This window comes from Leclercia sp. W6, assembly GCF_003336345.1.
GTDB lineage: Bacteria > Pseudomonadota > Gammaproteobacteria > Enterobacterales > Enterobacteriaceae > Enterobacter.
Genome location: NZ_CP031104.1, coordinates 2,525,520 through 2,545,870, shown reverse-complemented (window position 1 = coordinate 2,545,870; position 20,351 = coordinate 2,525,520). Strand labels below are relative to the sequence as shown.

Below are 20,351 nucleotides of genomic sequence, written 5' to 3'. Positions count from 1 at the left end.
GGTCATCTCGGTCATTCATCACACAAATTACACATTACTATGTCGCACTACACACGCCAATCGCATCCTGTTTTTGCCTTTATTTTGCTTCTCTTTTTTGCCTTATTGGCCTCCCCGGTTGCGTTTGCACGTGGTGATAACACCAGCGATACGCCAACCCGGGCAGATATTCAGAGCCAGCTTGATGCCCTGAGCAAACAAAAAGAGCTCAATCCGCAGGACAAGCTGGTGCAAAAAGACCTGACGGAAACCCTTGAGACTATTGATAAGCTTGAGCGGATCAAGGCCGAAACCACACAATTACGCCAGAAAGTGGCCCAGGCGCCGGAAGCGATGCGTAAGGCGACCGAAAGCCTGAATGCGCTGAGCGATGTGGACAATGATGACGAAACCCGCAAAACGCTGGCCACGCTCTCATTACGTCAGCTGGAACTGCGCGTATCGCAATTGCTCGACGACTTACAAACCGCCCAGAGCGATCTCTCAACCTACAACAGCCAGCTGGTTTCGCTGCAAACTCAGCCGGAGCGCGTACAGAACGCGATGTATACCGCCTCTCAGGAGTTGCAGCAGATCCGCAATCGGCTGAACGGCACCGCGGTGGGCGAGGCGGCGTTACGCCCCACGCAGCAAACGTTGCTCATGACGCAGCAGCTTCTGCTGAATGCCCAGATCGAACAGCAACGCAAGAGCCTGGAAGGCAATACCGTCCTGCAGGATACCCTGCAAAAACAGCGCGACTACGTCACCGCAAACATCAACCGTCTGGAGCATCAACTGCAACTGCTGCAGGAGGCGGTTAACAGCAAGCGACTGACCCTGACGGAGAAAACCGCTCAGGAGGCCATCAACCCGGACGAAACCGCGCGTATCCAGGAAAACCCGCTGGTGAAGCAAGAGCTGGATGTTAACCACCAGCTCAGCCAGCGCCTGATTAAAGCCACCGAAAACGGTAACTCGCTGGTTCAACAGAACATTAAAGTCAAAAACTGGCTCGATCGCGCCCTGCAGTCAGAACGCAACATCAAGGAACAGATCGCCGTCCTGAAAGGCAGCCTGCTGCTGTCGCGTATCCTTTATCAGCAGCAGCAAACTTTACCTTCCGCCGATGAGCTGGAGGACATGACCAACCGCATTGCGGATCTGCGCCTGGAGCAGTTTGAGGTCAACCAGCAGCGCGACGCCCTGTTCCAGAGCGATGCCTTCGTGGCGAAGCTGGAAGAGGGGCACAAGAGCGAGGTCAATGGAGAGGTCCACGACGCGCTGTTGCAGGTGGTGGATATGCGCCGCGAGCTGCTGGACCAGATGAACAAACAGCTGGGTAATCAGCTGATGATGGCCATTAACCTGCAGATCAACCAGCAGCAGCTGGTGAGCGTATCCAAAAGCCTGCAGGAGATCCTCACCCAGCAAATCTTCTGGGTGAACAGCAACAAACCGATGGACTGGGACTGGATCAAATCCTTCCCGGGCATGCTAAAAGACCAGATTAAGGGGATGAAAATCACCGTTAACTGGGAAAAAGCCGGCCCGGCGGTGGCGTTTGCTTTCCTGGCAGGTCTGCCCCTGTTATTGATTGCCGGACTCATTCGCTGGCGTCTTGGCTGGCTGAAAAAGTACCAGGCGAAGCTGGCCCAGGAAGTGGGGCAGTTGCGTAATGACAGCCAGCTTCATACCCCAAAAGCGATTCTTATCGATCTGATCCGCGCCTTGCCGGTCTGCCTGTTAATTCTGGCGGCGGGGCTGATCCTGCTCACCATGCAGCTCAACGTCAGCGATCTGCTGTGGGCCTTCAGCAAAAAGCTGGCGCTGTTCTGGCTGGTCTTTGGCCTGTGCTGGAAAGTGCTGGAAAAAGACGGCGTGGCGGTGAGCCACTTTAATATGCCTGCCCAACTGACCAGCCACTGGCGCCGCCAGATTGTGCGCATCAGCCTGGCGCTGTTGCCGCTGCACTTCTGGTCGGTGGTGGCGGAGCTCTCTCCGCTCCATCTGATGGATGATGTGCTGGGGCAGTTCGTGATCCTGCTTAACCTGCTGCTGATCAGCGTCCTGATGTGGCCGATATTCCGTGACAGCTGGCGTGACAAAGAGTCGCATACCATTCGTCTGGTGACGGTCACCGTACTCTCTATTATCCCTATCGCGCTGATGGTGCTGACGGCTACCGGCTATTTCTATACCACCCTGCGTCTGTCAGGTCGCTGGATTGAAACCGTCTATCTGGTGATCTTCTGGAACCTGCTCTATCAGACCGTGCTGCGCGGGCTGAGCGTTGCCGCCCGCCGTATTGCCTATCGCCGCGCGCTGGCGCGTCGGCAGAATATGGTGAAAGAGGGGGCCGAAGGCGCTGAACCGCAGGAAGAGCCGACCATCGCCCTGGAGCAGGTCAACCAGCAAACGCTGCGTATCACTATGCTGGTGATGATAGCCCTGTTCGGCGTGATGTTCTGGGCGATCTGGTCTGATTTAATCACCGTCTTTGCCTATCTCGACAGCATTACGCTGTGGCACTACAGCGGCACCGAAGCGGGTGCGGCGGTGATGAAAAATGTCACCATGGGCAGCCTGCTGTTTGCGCTGGTCTCGTCGGTGGTGGCATGGGCCTTGATCCGCAACTTACCTGGCCTGCTGGAGGTGCTGATCCTCTCGCGCCTGAATATGCGCCAGGGGGCCTCCTACGCTATTACCACCATCCTGAACTATGTGATTCTGGTGGTGGGTGCCATGACCGTCTTCGGTTCGCTCGGGGTGTCGTGGGACAAACTGCAGTGGCTGGCGGCGGCGTTGTCGGTGGGCCTTGGTTTCGGTTTGCAGGAGATCTTCGGGAACTTCGTCTCCGGCCTGATTATTCTGTTCGAACGTCCGGTGCGTATCGGCGATACCGTTACCATCGGCACCTTCTCGGGCACCGTCAGCAAGATCCGTATCCGTGCGACCACCATCACTGACTTCGATCGCAAAGAGGTGATCATCCCGAACAAAGCGTTCGTCACCGAGCGGTTGATCAACTGGTCACTGTCGGACACCATCACCCGCGTGGTGATCCGCCTCGGCGTGGCTTACGGTTCCGATCTGGAGACGGTGAAAAACGTCCTGCTGAAAGCGGCGATGGATCATCCAAAAGTGATGCACGATCCGGAGCCAGCCGTCTTCTTTACGACCTTTGGGCCGAGTACGTTAGATCATGAGCTGCGTCTGTACGTGCGTGAACTGCGCGATCGCAGCTACACGGTGGATGAACTGAACCGCACCATCGAACGTATGTGCCGCGAGAACAACATCAATATCGCGTTTAACCAGCTGGAAGTGCATCTGCGCAATGAGAAGGGCGACGAGCACACTGAAGTGAAACGTGACATTAAGGGTGACGATCCGACCCCGGCGTGATGTGCCCCCTCGCTCTCGCCTTCTCCCTTTCAGGGAGAGGGCAGGGGGGAGGGTAATTTTCCTTCAAAATCCCGCTTCACAATCTCCAGCGCTTTCAGCACTGTTTCAGTGGGGATGGCATGGTTCTCCAGCAACATGATCAGGTCGACGGCCAGCTTGACTTCGTCGGGGGCATTTTCCAGTGACACACACTACTCCTGTTAACGGGTCAGACGCGCGATAACGCGTTCAATGTCATCCAGTGCCTTGCGGCAGCGTTCAAGCCGTCCTTCCAGGGCGGTGATTTCGCGCATCAGCATCTGCTGTTCTTCCAGCGTTTCGGCCTGATTCAGCCGCGCCGTGCGTTCATTTTTCATTTCACAGAGCCGACGTTCAAACTCCTGGTGTTCCAGACGCTTGCGCTGCCATTTTGTGGTCCCGGCGGAGGAACTGTCCCAGACGCGTAGCGGCCAGGCGGCAATCTCCCGATGCAGGGCGGCAATCTGTTCCGCCAGATGACCGGCAAGCCAGGCCACCTGCTCAGATTGCCCCTTTTCCACGGCGTGACGCAGCTCATCCAGGTTGTGCTGGGCTTCATCCAGATAGGCATTCATCACCGTGCTGCGGGTGCGGAACAGCTGCCGGTCAAAGCGCGGCTTCAGCGTGGCATGCTGCATCAGCGGGGAGGCCTGCGTACGCAGGGCCGACAGCTGATTTTGCAGTGTCTGTAAAAGCAAGGCTGTTTTCAATCCGCACTCCAGTGGTACAGTAGCCGTTCAGTTTGATACCGATTCGCATTATGCAGCGTACTATTCTAATCATCATTGGCTGGCTTGCGGTAGTGCTCGGCACGCTGGGTGTCGTTTTACCCCTTCTGCCGACTACCCCCTTTATATTGCTTGCGGCGTGGTGCTTTGCCCGCTCCTCGCCACGTTTTCACCACTGGCTGCTGTACCGCTCATGGTTTGGCGGCTACCTGCGCCACTGGCAACAGTACCGTGCGATGCCGCCCGGGGCTAAGCCGCGGGCCATTGCGCTGATCCTGGTGACCTTCGCCATTTCATTATGGCTGGTCAAAATGATGTGGGTACGGATCCTGCTGCTGGCGATCCTCACTTGCCTGCTCATTTTCATGTGGCGGATCCCCGTTGTTGATGAAAAGCAACAAAAGCAATAATCCTCAGACTGGCTGTTGCATTTCTTGTGCGCAGCCAGTAAATTCGACCGTTTTCGAGCACGGGCGGGCCTGGTTAAAGGTTAAACAATTGTTACTTTGACCAACCCTTTATCCGCTCCGTGAGTAACACCGTTTTCATCAGGCATCCATTTATGACCGCAACTGCGCAGCAGCTTGAATTTCTTAAAAACAGCATCAAAAGCATCCAGGATTATCCGAAGCCTGGCATTCTTTTCCGTGATGTCACCAGCTTGCTGGAAGACCCAAAAGCGTACGCGCTCAGCATTGAACTGCTGGTTGAGCGTTATAAGAACGCTGGGATCACCAAAGTTGTAGGCACCGAAGCCCGTGGTTTCCTGTTTGGCGCCCCGGTTGCGCTGGCAATGGGCGTGGGCTTTGTACCGGTGCGTAAACCGCGCAAACTGCCTCGCGAAACCATCGCCGAGAGCTACGAGCTGGAATACGGCACCGACCAGCTTGAGATCCACGTTGATGCGATCAAGCCTGGCGATAAAGTGCTGGTGGTTGACGATCTGCTGGCCACCGGCGGCACCATTGAAGCGACCGTGAAGCTGATCCGTCGCCTGGGTGGTGAAGTAACCGATGCGGCCTTCATCATCAACCTGTTCGATCTGGGCGGTGAACAGCGCCTCGAAAAACAGGGCATCACCAGCTACAGCCTCGTGCCATTCCCGGGACATTAATCCTCCCGCCCGCAACCTCGCCCAACGGGTGAGGTTGTGTTAGCATTACCCCCCTGAATATCCACCTTCCAGCGTTGCAGAGCCTGCCCATGAGTTATCAGGTGTTAGCCCGTAAATGGCGACCCCAAACCTTTGCTGACGTTGTCGGCCAGGAACATGTGCTGACCGCCCTGGCGAACAGCTTATCGCTAGGCCGTATCCATCACGCCTGGCTTTTTTCCGGCACCCGTGGCGTCGGTAAAACCTCTATTGCCCGTTTGCTGGCGAAAGGCCTTAACTGCGAAACCGGGATCACCGCCACGCCGTGCGGCGTGTGCGATAACTGCCGTGAAATTGAGCAGGGGCGCTTTGTCGATCTGATTGAGATCGATGCCGCATCGCGCACCAAAGTCGAAGATACCCGCGATCTGCTGGATAACGTCCAGTACGCCCCGGCGCGTGGCCGCTTCAAGGTCTATCTGATCGATGAAGTTCACATGCTGTCGCGCCACAGCTTTAACGCCCTGCTGAAAACGCTGGAAGAACCGCCTGCACACGTTAAATTCCTGCTGGCGACCACCGATCCGCAAAAGCTGCCGGTCACTATTTTGTCCCGTTGTCTGCAGTTCCACCTGAAGGCGCTGGACGTCACGCAGATCCGCGATCGGCTCGAATACATCCTGAACAAAGAGCAGGTTGCCCATGAGCCGCGGGCGCTGCAGCTGCTGGCGCGTGCCGCCGATGGCAGCCTGCGCGATGCGCTCAGTCTCACCGATCAGGCGATTGCCAGCGGCGACGGCAAGCTGACCACCCAGGCGGTGAGCACCATGCTCGGCACGCTGGATGACGATCAGGCCCTGTCGCTGATTGAAGCGGTTGTCGAGGCCAACGGCGAGCGGGTGATGGAGCTGGTCAACGCCTCAGCCTCACGCGGCGTGGAGTGGGAAGCCCTGCTGGTAGAGATGCTCAGCCTGCTGCACCGTATTGCGATGGTGCAGCTCTCCCCGGCGGCGCTGGGCCCGGATATGGCGGCCATTGAACAGCGGATGCGCGAGCTGGCCCGCACCATCCCGCCAACGGATGTACAGCTTTACTATCAAACCCTGTTAATTGGCCGCAAAGAGCTGCCGTTTGCACCCGACAGACGTATGGGGGTTGAGATGACCCTGCTGCGCGCGCTGGCGTTCCATCCGCGCATGCCGTTGCCGGAACCCGAGGTGCAGCCGCAGTCGTTCGCACCGGCCGCGCCGACGGCGGTTATGTCACCGCAGCAGGTACCAGTACAGCCGGCAGCGCCATCGCCGCAAAATGTGCCGCTGTCGGACGCCACCAGTTCGGTGCTTGCTGCCCGCAGCCAGCTACAGCGCGCGCAGGGAGCACCCAGACCAAAAAAGAGTGAACCGGCAGCGCCTGCAAGAGCGCGGCCGGTAAATAACGCCGCGCTTGAACGTCTGGCTTCGGTCACGGATCGTGTCCAGTCGCGTTCGGCATCGGTCACTTCTGAGCCGAAGGCGCCGGTGAAGCAAGAAGCCTATCGCTGGAAAGCCACCACCGTCACCGAAGAGGTGAAGGTGGAGATTGCCACGCCGAAGGCGCTGAAAAAGGCGCTGGAGCACGAGAAGACGCCGGAGCTCTCCGCGAAGCTGGCGGAAGAGTCGCTTGCGCGCGATGCCTGGGCGGCAGAGGTCAGTAAACTGAAGCTGCCGAAGCTGGTGGAGCAGGTCGCGCTCAACGCCTGGCGTGAGCAGGAGGGCAACCGCATCTGCCTGCATCTGCGTCCGGGCCAGCGTCACCTGAATTCGGCGAGCGCGCAGCAGGTGCTGACTGAGGCGCTCTCCACATTACAGGGTGCGCCGGTTGAATTGACTATCATTGAAGATGATAATCCGGCGGTCCGTACCCCGCTGGAGTGGCGTCAGGCCATTTATGAAGAGAAGCTCGCGCAGGCGCGTGAGGCAATTATCGCGGATAATAACATTCAGACCCTGCAGCGCTACTTCGATGCAGAACTGGATGAAGAGAGTATTCGACCCATTTGATCGTGAGTCTGACTTACGGTTGTTATCTTTAACGTGAAAGAAGAGAGAAGCCTATGTTTGGTGGTAAAGGCGGTCTGGGTGGTCTGATGAAGCAGGCCCAGCAGATGCAGGAAAAAATGCAGAAGATGCAGGAAGAGATCGCGCAGATGGAAGTCACTGGCGAATCGGGCGCAGGTCTGGTCAAAGTGACCATCAACGGCGCACACAACTGCCGTCGCGTGGAGATCGACCCAAGCCTGCTCGAAGACGACAAAGAGATGCTGGAAGATCTGGTTGCCGCTGCGTTTAACGATGCTGCGCGCCGTATCGACGAAACTCAGAAAGAAAAAATGGCCTCTGTATCCTCCGGAATGCAGCTGCCACCGGGCTTTAAGATGCCATTCTGATGCAAACCAGTCCGCTGCTTACGCAGTTAATGGAAGCGCTACGCTGCCTGCCGGGCGTAGGCCCGAAGTCGGCGCAGCGCATGGCGTTTACCCTGCTGCAACGCGATCGTAGCGGCGGCATGCGTCTGGCGCAGGCCCTGACCCGCGCCATGTCAGAAATTGGCCACTGTGCCGACTGCCGCACCTTTACCGAGCAGGAGGTGTGTAACATCTGCGCCAACCCGCGTCGTCAGGAAAATGGTCAGATCTGCGTGGTGGAGAGTCCTGCGGACATCTACGCCATTGAGCAGACCGGGCAGTTTTCCGGCCGCTATTTTGTGCTGATGGGGCACCTGTCGCCGCTGGACGGTATTGGTCCGGATGATATCGGCCTGGACCGCCTTGAACAGCGCCTGAAATCGGAAACGATTAACGAGGTTATCCTCGCCACCAACCCAACGGTGGAAGGGGAGGCGACAGCCAACTATATCGCCGAGCTGTGCGCGGAGTCGGGCGTCGATGCCAGTCGAATCGCCCACGGTGTGCCGGTGGGCGGCGAGCTGGAAATGGTCGATGGCACTACGCTGTCCCACTCTCTGGCAGGACGTCACAAGATTAATTTCTGACCAAACGGAGGCTGCAGTCGTGGCCTCCGCTTGAAAAAAATCCCCCGTATCCCCATCTCTCCCTCAACGCTTTTAAACCCCATTAAATGGCATTGTTGAGGTCGACTTAGTATGAAAGGACAAGAAACCCGTGGTTTCCAGTCAGAGGTAAAACAGCTTCTGCACCTGATGATCCATTCTCTTTATTCCAATAAAGAAATTTTCCTGCGCGAGCTTATCTCTAACGCCTCTGATGCGGCAGACAAGCTGCGTTTTCGTGCGCTCTCGAAGCCAGAGCTGTATGAAGGTGACGGCGAACTGCGCGTGCGTGTCTCATTTGATAAAGAGAACCGCACCCTGACCATCGCCGACAACGGCATCGGTATGACCCGTGATGAAGCCATTGACCATCTCGGCACCATCGCTAAATCCGGCACCAAAGCGTTCCTGCAGTCGATGGGTTCCGATCAGGCCAAAGACAGCCAGCTGATTGGTCAGTTCGGTGTGGGCTTCTACTCCGCCTTCATCGTGGCGGATAAAGTTACCGTACGCACCCGCGCGGCAGGCGAAAGCGCTGAAAGCGGCGTATTCTGGGAATCCCACGGTGAAGGTGAATACACCGTTGCCGACATCACTAAAGCCGATCGCGGCACCGAGATCACCCTGCACCTGCGTGAAGGGGAAGACGATTTCCTCAACGACTGGCGCGTACGCTCCATCATCAGCAAATATTCTGACCATATCGCCCTGCCGGTAGAGATCGAAAAACAGGAAGAGAAAGACGGCGAAACCGTCATCTCCTGGGAGAAGATCAACAAAGCGCAGGCGCTGTGGACGCGTAACAAGTCTGAAATCAAAGACGACGAATACAACGAGTTCTACAAGCACATCGCCCATGACTTTACCGATCCGCTGACCTGGAGCCACAACCGTGTGGAAGGGAAGCAGGAATACACCAGCCTGCTCTACATCCCGGCGCAGGCACCGTGGGATATGTGGAACCGCGATCACAAGCACGGCCTGAAGCTGTACGTGCAGCGCGTGTTCATCATGGACGAAGCCGAACAGTTCATGCCGAACTACCTGCGCTTTGTGCGCGGCCTGATTGATTCCAACGATCTGCCGCTGAACGTCTCCCGTGAGATCCTGCAGGACAGCACCGTAACCCGTAATCTGCGCACCGCGCTGAGCAAACGTGCCCTGCAGATGCTGGATAAGCTGGCGAAAGACGACGCCGAAAAATACCAGACCTTCTGGAAACAGTTCGGCCTGGTGCTGAAAGAGGGCCCGGCAGAAGATCCGTCCAACGTCGAAGCCATTGCCAAACTGCTGCGCTTCGCCTCCACGCACACCGACTCTTCCGAGCAGAATGTGTCGCTGGAAGAGTACATCTCCCGCATGAAAGAAGGGCAGGAGAAGATCTACTACATCACCGCCGACAGCTATGCCGCGGCGAAGAGCAGCCCGCACCTGGAGCTGCTGCGTAAGAAAGGCATCGAAGTGTTGCTGCTTTCCGATCGCATCGATGAGTGGATGATGAACTACCTGACCGAGTTCAGCGGCAAAGCGTTCCAGTCCGTTGCCAAAGCCGATGAGTCCATCGACAAGCTGGCGGATGAAGTGGACGATACCGCGAAAGAGGCGGAAAAAGCGCTGGAGCCGTTTGTTGAGCGCGTGAAAACCCATCTGGGCGATCGCGTGAAAGAGGTGCGTTTTACCCACCGTCTGACCGATACCCCTGCCATCGTCACTACTGATGCTGACGAGATGAGCACCCAGATGGCGAAGCTGTTCGCCGCCGCGGGCCAGGCAGTGCCGGAAGTGAAATACATCTTTGAACTCAACCCGGATCACGCGCTGGTGAAACGTGCAGCCGAGACCCAGGACGAAGCCCGCTTCGCCGAGTGGGTTGAACTGCTGCTGGACCAGTCCCTGCTGGCTGAACGCGGCACGCTGGAAGATCCTAACCAGTTCATCAAACGCGTGAATGCGTTGCTGCTGGCGTAAATCACTTCCCTCTCTTCGCTGAAGAGAGGATAAGGGTGCAGGTTATCTGCCTGCACCCACTAATAAATTCCCCTCATTAACCGTTTCAGCCTGCCCGCCTTTCTTGAGCGATACCCGTTCTGGTGGTATTGTTTAGCGCTTTTTGAAAAATTGAATCGACTTTTGAGGGGATTTTCGCAATGCGTATTATTCTGCTTGGCGCTCCGGGCGCGGGTAAAGGAACTCAGGCTCAGTTCATCATGGAGAAATACGGTATTCCGCAAATCTCTACGGGTGACATGCTGCGTGCCGCTGTTAAATCTGGCTCCGAGCTGGGTAAACAGGCGAAAGACATTATGGACGCCGGCAAACTGGTGACCGACGAGCTGGTTATCGCTCTGGTTAAAGAACGCATTTCTCAGGAAGATTGCCGTAACGGTTTCCTGCTGGACGGCTTCCCACGTACCATTCCGCAGGCGGATGCCATGAAAGAAGCGGGCATCAACGTGGACTACGTGCTGGAGTTCGACGTACCGGACGAGCTGATCGTTGACCGTATCATCGGTCGTCGCGTACACGCCGCTTCCGGCCGCGTTTACCACGTTAAGTTCAATCCGCCGCAGGTGGAAGGCAAAGACGACGTGACCGGCGAAGAACTGACCACCCGTAAAGACGATCAGGAAGAGACCGTGCGTAAGCGCCTGGTGGAATACCATCAGATGACCGCGCCGCTGATCGGCTACTACAGCAAAGAAGCGCAGGCGGGTAACACCAAATACGCAAAAGTTGACGGTACTAAGCCTGTCGCTGACGTTCGTGCAGAGCTGGAAAAGATCCTCGGCTAATCACGCCCCCACTAAATCATTCGGGCTGCATCGCGGCGGCAAGCACGCGAATCCCCAGGAACATAGATTACTATGTGACTGGGGTGAGAGTGCGCAGCCAACAAAGAGGCAGCCTGAAGGATGACGTGGTTCTCACCCGGGACCCCGGGTGAGAAAAATTCTCATTCTACCTTTTACTGCAATTGGTTCCGTTTACGCACTTTTCAGATACACTTATCAGCCTGTTAAAAGGTTATGAGGCGTGAATGAGTCAGGCGAAAACCGGCATCCTGCTTGCCAATCTGGGAACCCCCGAAGCACCTACTCCAGCGGCGGTAAAACGCTACCTGCGACAATTTTTAAGCGATACGCGCGTTGTGGATACCCCACGCCTGCTGTGGTGGCCTTTGCTGCGCGGCGTGATCCTGCCGATCCGTTCGCCGCGCGTGGCAAAGCTCTATCAGTCCGTCTGGATGGAAGAGGGCTCGCCGCTGATGGTCTACAGCCGTCGTCAGGAGAAAGCGCTGGCCGCCCGTCTGCCGGATATGCCGGTGGCGCTGGGCATGAGCTACGGCAAACCTTCCCTGAAAAGCGCCGTCGATGAACTGCTGGCGCAGGGCGTTGATCACATTGTGGTGCTGACGCTCTATCCGCAATACTCCTGCTCCACCGTGGCAGCCGTCTGGGATGAGCTGGCGCGCATTCTGGCAACCCGTCGTCGCATACCTGGCGTGACCTTTATTCGCGACTATGCGGATAACGAGCTCTACATTAACGCCCTTGCCAGCAGCGCCCGCGCGTCGTTTGAGAAACACGGCGAGCCGGATCTGCTGCTGCTCTCCTATCACGGCATCCCGCAGCGATTCGCCAACGAAGGGGACGACTATCCGCAGCGCTGCCGCGATACCACCCGTGAGCTGGTGTCCGCCCTTGGCCTGCCGCCCGAGAAGGTGATGATGACCTTCCAGTCGCGCTTTGGCCGCGAGCCGTGGCTGACCCCTTATACCGATGAAACGCTAAAAATGCTGGGTGAGAAGGGCGTGAAGCATATCCAGGTAATGTCGCCAGGCTTTGCGGCAGACTGTCTGGAAACCCTGGAAGAGATCGCGGTGCAAAACCGGGAGTTCTTCCTCGAAGCGGGCGGGACAAAGTATGAGTATATTCCGGCGCTTAACGACAATCCTGAGCACATCGAGATGATGGCATCACTGGTGACCCGCAGCCGCTGATCGCACTCTGCGCCGGGTTTGTGCTACCATTCCCGGCCCATCCGTCACTCATAGCTCAGAACATGAAATTTCCCGGTAAACGTAAATCCAAACACTACTTTCCCGTTAACGCCCGCGATCCGCTGCTGCAGCAAATTCAGCCGGAAAATGAGTCCAGTGCCGCCTGGGTGGTGGGTATCGACCAGACGCTGGTGGATATTGAAGCTAAAGTGGACGATGCGTTTGTCGAACGTTACGGCCTGAGCGCCGGGCACTCTCTGGTAATTGAAGACGATGTAGCGGAAGCGCTCTATCAGGAGCTGGTGCGGGATAACCTGATCACCCATCAGTTTGCCGGGGGGACCATCGGCAACACCATGCACAACTACTCCGTGCTGGCGGACGACCGCTCCGTGCTGCTGGGCGTGATGTGCAGCAATGTCGAAATCGGCAGTTACGCCTACCGTTATCTCTGCAACACCTCCAGTCGTACCGATCTGAACTACCTCCAGGGGGTGGACGGGGCGATTGGCCGCTGCTTTACGCTAATCGGTGAATCCGGCGAGCGCACCTTCGCCATCAGCCCTGGCCATATGAACCAGCTGCGCGCCGAGAGCATTCCTGAAGAGGTGATCGCCGGGGCATCTGCACTGGTGCTGACCTCCTATCTGGTGCGCTGCAAGCCCGGCGAGCCGATGCCGGAAGCGACCATGAAGGCGGTGGAATACGCGAAGAAATACAACGTGCCGGTGGTCCTTACCCTGGGCACCAAATTTGTCATCGCCGATAACCCGGAGTGGTGGCAGGCGTTCCTGAAGGAGCACGTCTCGATTCTGGCGATGAACGAAGAAGAGGCCGAAGCCCTGACCGGGGAGAGCGATCCGCTGCTGGCATCTGATAAGGCGCTGGACTGGGTCGATCTGGTGCTCTGCACCGCCGGGCCGGTAGGGTTGTATATGGCTGGCTTCACCGAAGAAGAGGCAAAACGCAAAACCCAGCATCCGCTGCTGCCAGGGGCGATTGCCGAGTTCAACCAGTTTGAATTCAGCCGCGCCATGCGCCACAAAGACTGTGTTAATCCGCTGCGTATCTTCTCGCATATCGCCCCGTACATGGGCGGCCCGGAGAAGATCATGAACACCAACGGCGCAGGCGACGGCGCGCTGGCGGCGCTGCTGCACGATATCACTGCCAACGCGTTCCACCGTACTAACGTGCCGAACTCCAGCAAACACAAGTTTAACTGGCTGACCTATTCGTCGCTGGCGCAGGTATGTAAGTACGCAAACCGCGTGAGCTATCAGGTGCTGAACCAGCATTCGCCGCGCTTAACGCGCGGCCTGCCGGAGCGGGAAGACAGTCTGGAAGAGTCCTACTGGGACAGATAAGCCCATCCCCCGGCGGCGCTGCGCTTGCCGGGGCGACGTGTGAGCCTGCTAAGCGAAGCGCCAGCAGGCTTTTTTTTACCCCATCACCGCCTTTTTCTCCAGCAGCGCCAGCATCGTATTGGCAATTTCGCGCTCACCCATCACCACCAGATTCGCGCCACGCTCGGTGATGTAATCCACCTCGTCGTCGTAATGGGCGCGGGCAATGATTTCAATATCCGGACACTTTTCTCGCGCCGAGGCGACAATCTCACCCGCTTCATAGCCGTTGGGAATGGTCAGCAGCAGCCAGCGCGCGCAGTCGAGATGCGCCAGATTCATGATCTCTTCGTTCGCCGCATTCCCCAGCACCGCACGGATCCCGCGCGCGCGCAGCTCATCCACGCGGGTACGGGAGTTTTCAATCACCACCAGTGGAATGCCCTGGGCCATTAGCTTCTCACCCAGCAGACTGCCGACGCGGCCAAAACCCACCAGCAGGGCGTGGTTACAGATATCCACCGGGATCTGCTTCTCATCCTCAATGGCCTCTTCCAGCGTCTGATCGTCCAGGGTTTCGGTTTTATCGAGGTATTTTTCCAGCAGCGCGAACAGTATCGGGTTGAGCATAATTGAGAGGATCGCCCCCGCCAGCACCAGGTTTTGCCCGGCCTGAGGCAGCAGATCCAGCGCCATGCCCAGCCCGGCGAGAATAAAGGCAAATTCACCAATCTGGGCGAGACTGGCGGCAATAGTCAGCGCGGTACGCGGCGAGTGGCCGAACATACGCACCAGGAAGAAAGCGGCGAGTGACTTACCGAAGATAATGATGGCCAGCGTGCCGAGCACCGCCAGCGGCTGTTCAATGAGGATCATCGGGTTGAACAGCATCCCTACCGAGACGAAGAACAGCACCGCAAAGGCGTCGCGCAGGGGCAGGGTATCGTGGGCGGCGCGGTGGCTCAGCTCCGATTCGTTCAGCACCATCCCGGCAAAGAAGGCCCCCAGCGCGAAGGAGACATCGAACAGCTCCACGGCCCCGAACGCAATACCCAGCGCCAGCGCCAGCACCGAGAGGGTGAACAGTTCACGCGAGCCGGTCGACGCGCTGCGGGCAAGGATCCACGGCACCAGGCGGCGGCCCACCAGCATCATAATGGCAATAAACGCCACTACCTTACCGATGGTAATACTCATATCGAGCGCCAGCGAGGCTAAACCGACATTCTCTTTTTCCAGCATGCCGGCGATGGCAGGCAGCAGCACCAGGGTTAAGACCATCACCAGATCTTCAACAATCAGCCAGCCGATGGCGATCTGCCCCCGCTGGCTGTCAATCAGCTGTCTCTCTTCAAGCGCGCGCAGCAGCACCACGGTACTGGCGGTAGAAAGGCAGAGGCCAAACACGATGCCGGTCATTAGCGGCCAGCCCAGCATTGCGGAAAGCGCCATACCCAACAACGTCGCCACGGCTATCTGGGCGATCGCGCCGGGAATGGCAATGGACTTTACCGCCATCAAATCCTTCACGGAGAAATGCAAACCCACACCGAACATCAGCAGGATCACGCCAAGTTCTGCCAGCTCCGGGGCGAGTTTCGTATCAGCAACAAAACCGGGGGTAAAAGGCCCGGCTATCACGCCCGCCAATAAATAGCCCACCAGAGGGGAAATGCGCAGTTTGTTGGCAATCATGCCGAGAATAAAAGCGAGTACAAGTCCACCAACAATGGTGGTGATAAGCGGTGTGGCGTGGTGCATTCCGTCTCCTTTCGTTGCTGTATGACTCCATTTTTGGTCCGCAAACCAAAAACCGTGTAATAGTTTATGACAGAATTAATGATTATGTTTATGAATAATTATTGAATTTTGGCAAAAACAGCAATAAGAGCGAGGCGAAAGACTGTGCGGGGAATTTATCAGAAGTAATGTAAAGAAAGGCCGATGACATAAGGAAAGGGAGCGGCCAAACCAGAAGTTTGACCGCAGATAAATCAGGATTTATGCCGGTTATCAGGCAGGAATATAGTCAACATCCCGAGAAGAGGCAGGAAAGCGCAGATTTTGTAGACCAAAAAGATGCTGGTATGGTCTGCAATCAGGCCTAATACCGCCGCGCCAAGGCCGCCCATGCCGAAAGCAAAACCAAAAAACAGCCCGGAAACCATGCCGATACGTCCCGGAAGCAGCTCCTGGGCATAGACCAGAATGGCAGAAAATGCAGAGGCAAGAATAAACCCAATGATCACGGTTAAAACACCCGTCCACCACAGGGTTGCGTAGGGCAAAATAAGGGTGAAAGGCGCAACGCCAAGGATAGAGCCCCAAATCACATATTTACGCCCAATTTTATCGCCCAATGGCCCACCAATAAAGGTCCCGGCGGCGACGGCAAACAGGAAGGCGAAGAGATGAAACTGGGCGTTTTGTACCGATAATCCGAATTTTTCCATCAGGTAAAAGGTGTAATAGCTGCTGATGCTCGCCATATAGAAATATTTGGAGAAAATCAGCATCAGCAGGATGCCGACCGCCAGAATAACCTTGTTACGCGGAAGGGGATTGATAACTGGCGCTTTTGGTTTGCCCTTATTAACCCGGTGCTGGGCGGCGTACCAGCGGCTGATCTGCGCCAGCACCACAATCGCCAGCAGCGCAGCCAGCACAAACCAGGCCACGTTTCCTTTGCCATAGGGGGCAATAATTACCGCCGCCAGCAGCGGGCCGAGAGAGCTGCCGAAGTTACCGCCCACCTGGAACAGCGACTGCGCCAGTCCGTGACGGCCACCGGAGGCCATACGCGCCACGCGGGACGATTCCGGGTGAAATACCGACGAGCCGGTACCCACCAGCGCGGCTGCCACCAGTACCCCTTCAAAGCTCCCGGCCATCGCCAGCAGGATCAGGCCGCTCAGGGTAAAGCACATACCAATGGGCAGCGACCACGGCATCGGATATTTATCCGTCCAGTAGCCCACCACCGGTTGCAGCAGCGATGAGGCCAGCTGGAAGGTGAGGGTGATCATGCCGATCTGCACGAAGGTAAGAGAAAACTCGGACTGCAATAAGGGGTAGATCGCCAGAATAAGCGACTGGATCATATCGTTCAGCAGATGCGAAAGACTGATTGCACCGAGAATACCAAATGAGGTGCGAGCCTTAGCAGCCGACACCGGTGGAGTAGATTCACTGATTGCCATAAATACCACGTCGATTGTTATAGGAAGTGCAGGATGTAATTATTATCCGCCTAACATACCTTTCCCCGACATTTGAGGAAAGTCGCAATTCTGAAAACATATTTGTCTATTCTGATTACTCATTGTAATTTTTGCGTTTGTCTATGCATCAGGGAGTGAAGAAATGAAGTTAATGAAGCGAGGCGTCGCGCTGGCAATCATTGCGGCGTGTGGGCTGCTCAGCCTGCCGGCCCAGGCCTGGGAAAAAGATAAAACCTATAACATCACCATCCTGCATACCAACGATCACCACGGCCACTTCTGGCGCAGCGAATATGGCGAATATGGTCTTTCAGCACAGAAAACGCTGGTGGATGGGATCCGTAAAGAGGTGGCGGCAAAAGGCGGCAGTGTGCTGCTCCTCTCCGGCGGCGACATTAATACCGGCGTGCCGGAATCAGATTTACAGGACGCTGAACCCGATTTTCGCGGCATGAATTTGATTGGCTACGATGCGATGGCCGTGGGCAACCATGAGTTTGATAATCCCATCGAAGTATTACGCCAGCAGGAGAAGTGGGCCAAATTTCCGTTCCTCTCCGCCAATATTTATCAGAAAAGCACCGGCGAACGCTTATTTAAACCCTGGGCCATTTTCAAACGCCAGGATATTAAAATTGCGGTGGTGGGGCTGACCACCGACGACACGGCGAAAATCGGCAATCCGGAATATTTCACCGATATCGAATTCCGTAAACCGGCTGACGAAGCGAAGCTGGTGATTCAGGAGTTACAGCAGAACGAAAAGCCGGACGTGATTATCGCTACTACCCATATGGGCCATTACGATAACGGCGAGCATGGCTCGAATGCGCCAGGGGATGTCGAGATGGCGCGCAGCCTGCCTGCGGGCTCCCTGGCGATGATCGTGGGTGGTCACTCCCAGGATCCGGTCTGCATGGCCTCGGAAAATAAAAAACAGGTGGACTATGTGCCAGGTACGCCGTGCGCGCCCGATAAGCAGAACGGGATCTGGATTGTGCAGGCGCACGAGTGGGGCAAATATGTGGGCCGGGCCGATTTCGAATTCCGTAACGGCGAGATGAAGCTGGTTCACTATCAGCTGATCCCGGTCAACCTGAAGAAGAAGGTGACCTACGATAACGGCCAGAGCGAGCGCGTTCTCTATACGCCAGAAATTGCGGAAAACCCACAGATGCTCTCCCTGCTGACGCCGTTCCAGAATAAAGGTAAAGCGCAGCTGGATGTGAAGATCGGCACGCTCAATGGCAGACTGGAAGGCGATCGCAGCAAGGTGCGCTTCGTGCAGACCAATATGGGCCATCTGATCCTGGCCGCGCAAATGGCGCGCACCAATGCCGATTTTGCGGTGATGAGCGGCGGCGGCATCCGCGACTCCATTGAGGGCGGCGATATCACCTATAAAGATGTGCTGAAGGTGCAGCCGTTCGGCAACGTGCTGGTCTATGTCGACATGAGCGGTAAAGAGGTCACCGACTATCTCAACGCGGTGGCGCAGATGAAACCGGACTCCGGCGCCTATCCGCAGTTTGCCAACGTGAGCTTTGTGGCGAAGGGTGGGGTGCTCAACGACCTGAAGATCAAGGGTGAACCGGTTGATCCGGCGAAAACCTACCGTATGGCGACCTTGAGCTTCAACGCCACCGGCGGCGATGGTTATCCGCACATTGATGATAAACCAGGCTATGTGAATACCGGCTTTATTGATGCCGAGGTGCTGAAGCAGTACATCCAGCAGAACTCACCGCTGGATGTGAATGCCTATGAACCGCAGGGTGAAGTGAGCTGGCAGTAAGCGCCGTCAGTGCTGGGTGGCGGCTTCGCCTTACCCGGCCTACGGTTCAAACGGTTATGGGGTTTGGAACCGTACGGCCTGATGCCCGGTGGCGCTGCGCTTACCGGGCCTACGGTTCGAACGGTTTTTGGGTTTTGTAGGCCGGGTAAGCGCAGCGCCACCCGGCGTTTTTTTAATCCCGACGCGCGATGTCCGCAAACTGCGCATCCAGCATTTTCGCCAGATCGCTCGCCGCCAGTTCAATATCCATCCCGCGCTTGCCGCCGGAAATATAGATCGTCTCAAACGCCTGTGAAGGCGCATCAATCAGCGTCGGCAGGCGCTTCTTCTGCCCCAATGGGCTGATCCCGCCCACCAGATACCCCGTGGTGCGTTGCGCCACCATCGGGTCGGCCATATCCACTTTTTTGGCGCCCAGCGCTTTGGCCACTTTCTTCAGATCCAGTTGGCTGGCAACCGGCGTCACCGCCACGGCGAGATGTTTCATATCGCCATTGACCGCAACCAGCAATGTTTTATAGACCTGATCCGCATTCAGACCTAGTTTACGCACCACTTCATCACCAAAATTGGTTTCAGCCGGATCGTGGTCATAGCTGTGGATCCGAAACGAAATCTTATTTTTTTCGAGTAATTTAACGGCGGGAGTCATAGCAATCCTTCTTAGCCCGGACAATAAACGCCTTAAGAATACGCCTGAAAAGCGGCTAAAAAATAGCACCATCTTGCGCAATAGTGTTGGCAGTGATGGTCACTTTGAGCGACAATCTGCTGAACCGGAGGTCTCCTCCGGCATAATAACAATGATGAAATTCCTCTTTGACGGGCCAATAGAAATATTGGCCACTTTTTTATCTCAGCAGCGACGGCAAATTCCCCTCGCCGTACAGATGCAACGCCCCTACCGCCACCACGTACCGCCCGGCCGGCAATGCGTGCAGCTTTTCGCACCACGCCTGATTACGCTCATGCATCAGCACATCATACAGCGATTCGCTGAAGGTCGCCGGAAGCGCCAGCTTGTCGACGACAGGGCGGGAATCCAGCCACCAGCTCACCATGGTTTGCAGCAGGCGGGCATTGGTGTGCCAGTGAGTCAGGGTATCTTCCAGCAGCAGCAAACCATCGTCTGGCATCTGGCGCAGCAGGGCGATCTGGCTGGCAGCTCCTTCCAGCTCAATGACCGGTAGGTTCTGCGTACGCGCGGCATTCAGCAATTGGTAATCGATGCCATAATCTCCCCGCAACCCCAACCGCTGCGCCTGGGTAGCCTGCAATACCATGGCGATCTGCCACAGCGGCTGGCTCTCAAGCTGATTAAGCGATAATCCAAGCTCCTCGGCGACCCGTTGCAGTTCCGTAAGCTGGGTCGGGCTGAGACGCTCCGCCAGCGGAGGCGGCATCGCAAGCCCTGCGAAGGGCGACTCATCCCCGGAGATATCCGCTTCGACGATCAGCGCGTCGGCGTGATGCAAGCGGGTAACAAGGCCATCGGGCAGGGGAGACATATCCCGCGTCCCCATATGGATGCTGCCGACCAGATGCAGATGCTGTCCGCCGGGAAGGGTGATATCAAGACCAGGCCAGCGATAGCGGCGGGGGAAGAGGGCGCGAAACGATGCTTTCAGACGTTGAAACAGACCCATACGCGCTCCCTGATGAAAAATTCATGCTAGCGCGTGGGGAGGAGTGGCGCAAGACGTCCTTGTCCTGCA

General features: G+C 56.7%; 17 protein-coding genes and 1 other annotated feature. Of the genes, 11 read left to right on the top strand and 6 right to left on the bottom strand.

Translation table 11 applies throughout. The features are described 5' to 3' along the window. Positions 1 to 39 precede the first annotated feature (39 nt). Positions 40 to 3,387, top strand: coding sequence for a mechanosensitive channel MscK (gene mscK / locus DVA43_RS12520; protein ID WP_114315742.1), 3,348 nt, complete (start codon positions 40 to 42; stop codon positions 3,385 to 3,387). Between the two features lie 29 nt (positions 3,388 to 3,416). On the opposite strand, the gene rsmS is transcribed toward mscK, so the two are convergent. Then, complete coding sequence (gene rsmS / locus DVA43_RS12515) at positions 3,417 to 3,575, bottom strand: pleiotropic regulatory protein RsmS (RefSeq protein ID WP_103824070.1); 159 nt, start codon at positions 3,573 to 3,575, stop codon at positions 3,417 to 3,419. A gap of 12 nt (positions 3,576 to 3,587) precedes the next feature. Then, positions 3,588 to 4,115, bottom strand: a complete 528-nt coding sequence (priC, locus tag DVA43_RS12510) for a primosomal replication protein N'' (RefSeq protein ID WP_103824071.1) — start codon at positions 4,113 to 4,115, stop codon at positions 3,588 to 3,590. Between the two features lie 50 nt (positions 4,116 to 4,165). Between priC and DVA43_RS12505 the strand changes: the two genes are divergently transcribed. The 9 genes from DVA43_RS12505 to gsk all read left to right on the top strand — a co-directional run bounded on the left by DVA43_RS12505 (position 4,166) and on the right by gsk (position 13,641). Next, a complete protein-coding gene (locus DVA43_RS12505) occupies positions 4,166 to 4,543 on the top strand; it encodes a DUF454 family protein (protein ID WP_103824072.1) in 378 nt (125 codons plus the stop codon). 152 nt (positions 4,544 to 4,695) lie between these two features. Continuing rightward, entirely contained in the window at positions 4,696 to 5,247 is a 552-nt protein-coding gene (gene apt, locus DVA43_RS12500; protein ID WP_010428187.1) for an adenine phosphoribosyltransferase, read from the top strand. Positions 5,248 to 5,336: 89 nt separating this feature from the next. Then, positions 5,337 to 7,265 (top strand): DNA polymerase III subunit gamma/tau, encoded by a 1,929-nt coding sequence (gene dnaX, locus DVA43_RS12495; RefSeq protein WP_114315741.1) that lies wholly within the window; start codon positions 5,337 to 5,339, stop codon positions 7,263 to 7,265. Further along, positions 6,595 to 6,659, top strand: a sequence feature (DnaX frameshifting element). Its footprint overlaps the gene before it by 65 nt. A 53-nt stretch (positions 7,266 to 7,318) precedes the next feature. Next, a complete protein-coding gene (locus DVA43_RS12490) occupies positions 7,319 to 7,651 on the top strand; it encodes a YbaB/EbfC family nucleoid-associated protein (RefSeq protein WP_014882811.1) in 333 nt (110 codons plus the stop codon). Continuing rightward, positions 7,651 to 8,256 carry a recombination mediator RecR gene (gene recR, locus DVA43_RS12485; protein ID WP_103178512.1) on the top strand — a complete coding sequence of 202 codons (606 nt, stop codon included), beginning with the start codon at positions 7,651 to 7,653 and terminating at the stop codon, positions 8,254 to 8,256. The genes DVA43_RS12490 and recR overlap by 1 nt, the downstream gene beginning before the upstream one ends. Positions 8,257 to 8,367: 111 nt before the next feature. Then, positions 8,368 to 10,242 carry a molecular chaperone HtpG gene (gene htpG / locus DVA43_RS12480; RefSeq protein WP_114315740.1) on the top strand — a complete coding sequence of 625 codons (1,875 nt, stop codon included), beginning with the start codon at positions 8,368 to 8,370 and terminating at the stop codon, positions 10,240 to 10,242. 179 nt (positions 10,243 to 10,421) lie between these two features. Beyond that, positions 10,422 to 11,066 carry an adenylate kinase gene (gene adk / locus DVA43_RS12475; protein WP_103824075.1) on the top strand — a complete coding sequence of 215 codons (645 nt, stop codon included), beginning with the start codon at positions 10,422 to 10,424 and terminating at the stop codon, positions 11,064 to 11,066. Between the two features lie 245 nt (positions 11,067 to 11,311). Further along, the gene (hemH, locus tag DVA43_RS12470; protein ID WP_114315739.1) at positions 11,312 to 12,274 is read left to right on the top strand and encodes a ferrochelatase; all 963 of its coding nucleotides are present in this window, start codon (positions 11,312 to 11,314) and stop codon (positions 12,272 to 12,274) included. Positions 12,275 to 12,336: 62 nt separating this feature from the next. Beyond that, complete coding sequence (gene gsk, locus DVA43_RS12465; RefSeq protein ID WP_114315738.1) at positions 12,337 to 13,641, top strand: inosine/guanosine kinase; 1,305 nt, start codon at positions 12,337 to 12,339, stop codon at positions 13,639 to 13,641. 75 nt (positions 13,642 to 13,716) lie between these two features. Here the strand turns inward: gsk and ybaL are convergent, their stop codons facing one another. Both ybaL and DVA43_RS12455 read right to left on the bottom strand, forming a co-directional pair. Beyond that, the gene (ybaL, locus tag DVA43_RS12460; protein ID WP_114317140.1) at positions 13,717 to 15,381 is read right to left on the bottom strand and encodes a YbaL family putative K(+) efflux transporter; all 1,665 of its coding nucleotides are present in this window, start codon (positions 15,379 to 15,381) and stop codon (positions 13,717 to 13,719) included. A 233-nt stretch (positions 15,382 to 15,614) separates the two neighbouring features. Next, positions 15,615 to 16,820: an MFS transporter gene (locus tag DVA43_RS12455; protein WP_114315737.1), complete on the bottom strand. Its 1,206-nt coding sequence runs from the start codon at positions 16,818 to 16,820 to the stop codon at positions 15,615 to 15,617. 163 nt (positions 16,821 to 16,983) lie between these two features. Here DVA43_RS12455 and ushA point away from each other — a divergent pair, with 163 nt between their 5' ends. Then, positions 16,984 to 18,636, top strand: coding sequence for a bifunctional UDP-sugar hydrolase/5'-nucleotidase UshA (gene ushA / locus DVA43_RS12450; RefSeq protein WP_114315736.1), 1,653 nt, complete (start codon positions 16,984 to 16,986; stop codon positions 18,634 to 18,636). 172 nt (positions 18,637 to 18,808) lie between these two features. Here the strand turns inward: ushA and ybaK are convergent, their stop codons facing one another. Together ybaK and DVA43_RS12440 are read right to left on the bottom strand one after the other, a co-directional pair. Beyond that, positions 18,809 to 19,288, bottom strand: coding sequence for a Cys-tRNA(Pro)/Cys-tRNA(Cys) deacylase YbaK (ybaK, locus tag DVA43_RS12445; protein ID WP_103824081.1), 480 nt, complete (start codon positions 19,286 to 19,288; stop codon positions 18,809 to 18,811). Between the two features lie 199 nt (positions 19,289 to 19,487). After that, a complete protein-coding gene (locus DVA43_RS12440; RefSeq protein ID WP_114315735.1) occupies positions 19,488 to 20,282 on the bottom strand; it encodes a TraB/GumN family protein in 795 nt (264 codons plus the stop codon). Positions 20,283 to 20,351 lie beyond the last annotated feature (69 nt).

What these genes read in the sequence shown, in the direction of transcription:
- mscK (WP_114315742.1), top strand. Translation starts at nt 40, where the DNA reads ATGTCGCACTACACACGCCAATCGCATCCTGTTTTTGCCTTTATTTTG.
- DVA43_RS12505 (WP_103824072.1), top strand. Translation starts at nt 4,166, where the DNA reads ATGCAGCGTACTATTCTAATCATCATTGGCTGGCTTGCGGTAGTGCTC.
- apt (WP_010428187.1), top strand. Translation starts at nt 4,696, where the DNA reads ATGACCGCAACTGCGCAGCAGCTTGAATTTCTTAAAAACAGCATCAAA.
- dnaX (WP_114315741.1), top strand. Translation starts at nt 5,337, where the DNA reads ATGAGTTATCAGGTGTTAGCCCGTAAATGGCGACCCCAAACCTTTGCT.
- DVA43_RS12490 (WP_014882811.1), top strand. Translation starts at nt 7,319, where the DNA reads ATGTTTGGTGGTAAAGGCGGTCTGGGTGGTCTGATGAAGCAGGCCCAG.
- recR (WP_103178512.1), top strand. Translation starts at nt 7,651, where the DNA reads ATGCAAACCAGTCCGCTGCTTACGCAGTTAATGGAAGCGCTACGCTGC.
- htpG (WP_114315740.1), top strand. Translation starts at nt 8,368, where the DNA reads ATGAAAGGACAAGAAACCCGTGGTTTCCAGTCAGAGGTAAAACAGCTT.
- adk (WP_103824075.1), top strand. Translation starts at nt 10,422, where the DNA reads ATGCGTATTATTCTGCTTGGCGCTCCGGGCGCGGGTAAAGGAACTCAG.
- hemH (WP_114315739.1), top strand. Translation starts at nt 11,312, where the DNA reads ATGAGTCAGGCGAAAACCGGCATCCTGCTTGCCAATCTGGGAACCCCC.
- gsk (WP_114315738.1), top strand. Translation starts at nt 12,337, where the DNA reads ATGAAATTTCCCGGTAAACGTAAATCCAAACACTACTTTCCCGTTAAC.
- ybaL (WP_114317140.1), bottom strand. Translation starts at nt 15,381, where the DNA reads ATGCACCACGCCACACCGCTTATCACCACCATTGTTGGTGGACTTGTA.
- DVA43_RS12455 (WP_114315737.1), bottom strand. Translation starts at nt 16,820, where the DNA reads ATGGCAATCAGTGAATCTACTCCACCGGTGTCGGCTGCTAAGGCTCGC.
- ushA (WP_114315736.1), top strand. Translation starts at nt 16,984, where the DNA reads ATGAAGTTAATGAAGCGAGGCGTCGCGCTGGCAATCATTGCGGCGTGT.
- ybaK (WP_103824081.1), bottom strand. Translation starts at nt 19,288, where the DNA reads ATGACTCCCGCCGTTAAATTACTCGAAAAAAATAAGATTTCGTTTCGG.
- DVA43_RS12440 (WP_114315735.1), bottom strand. Translation starts at nt 20,282, where the DNA reads ATGGGTCTGTTTCAACGTCTGAAAGCATCGTTTCGCGCCCTCTTCCCC.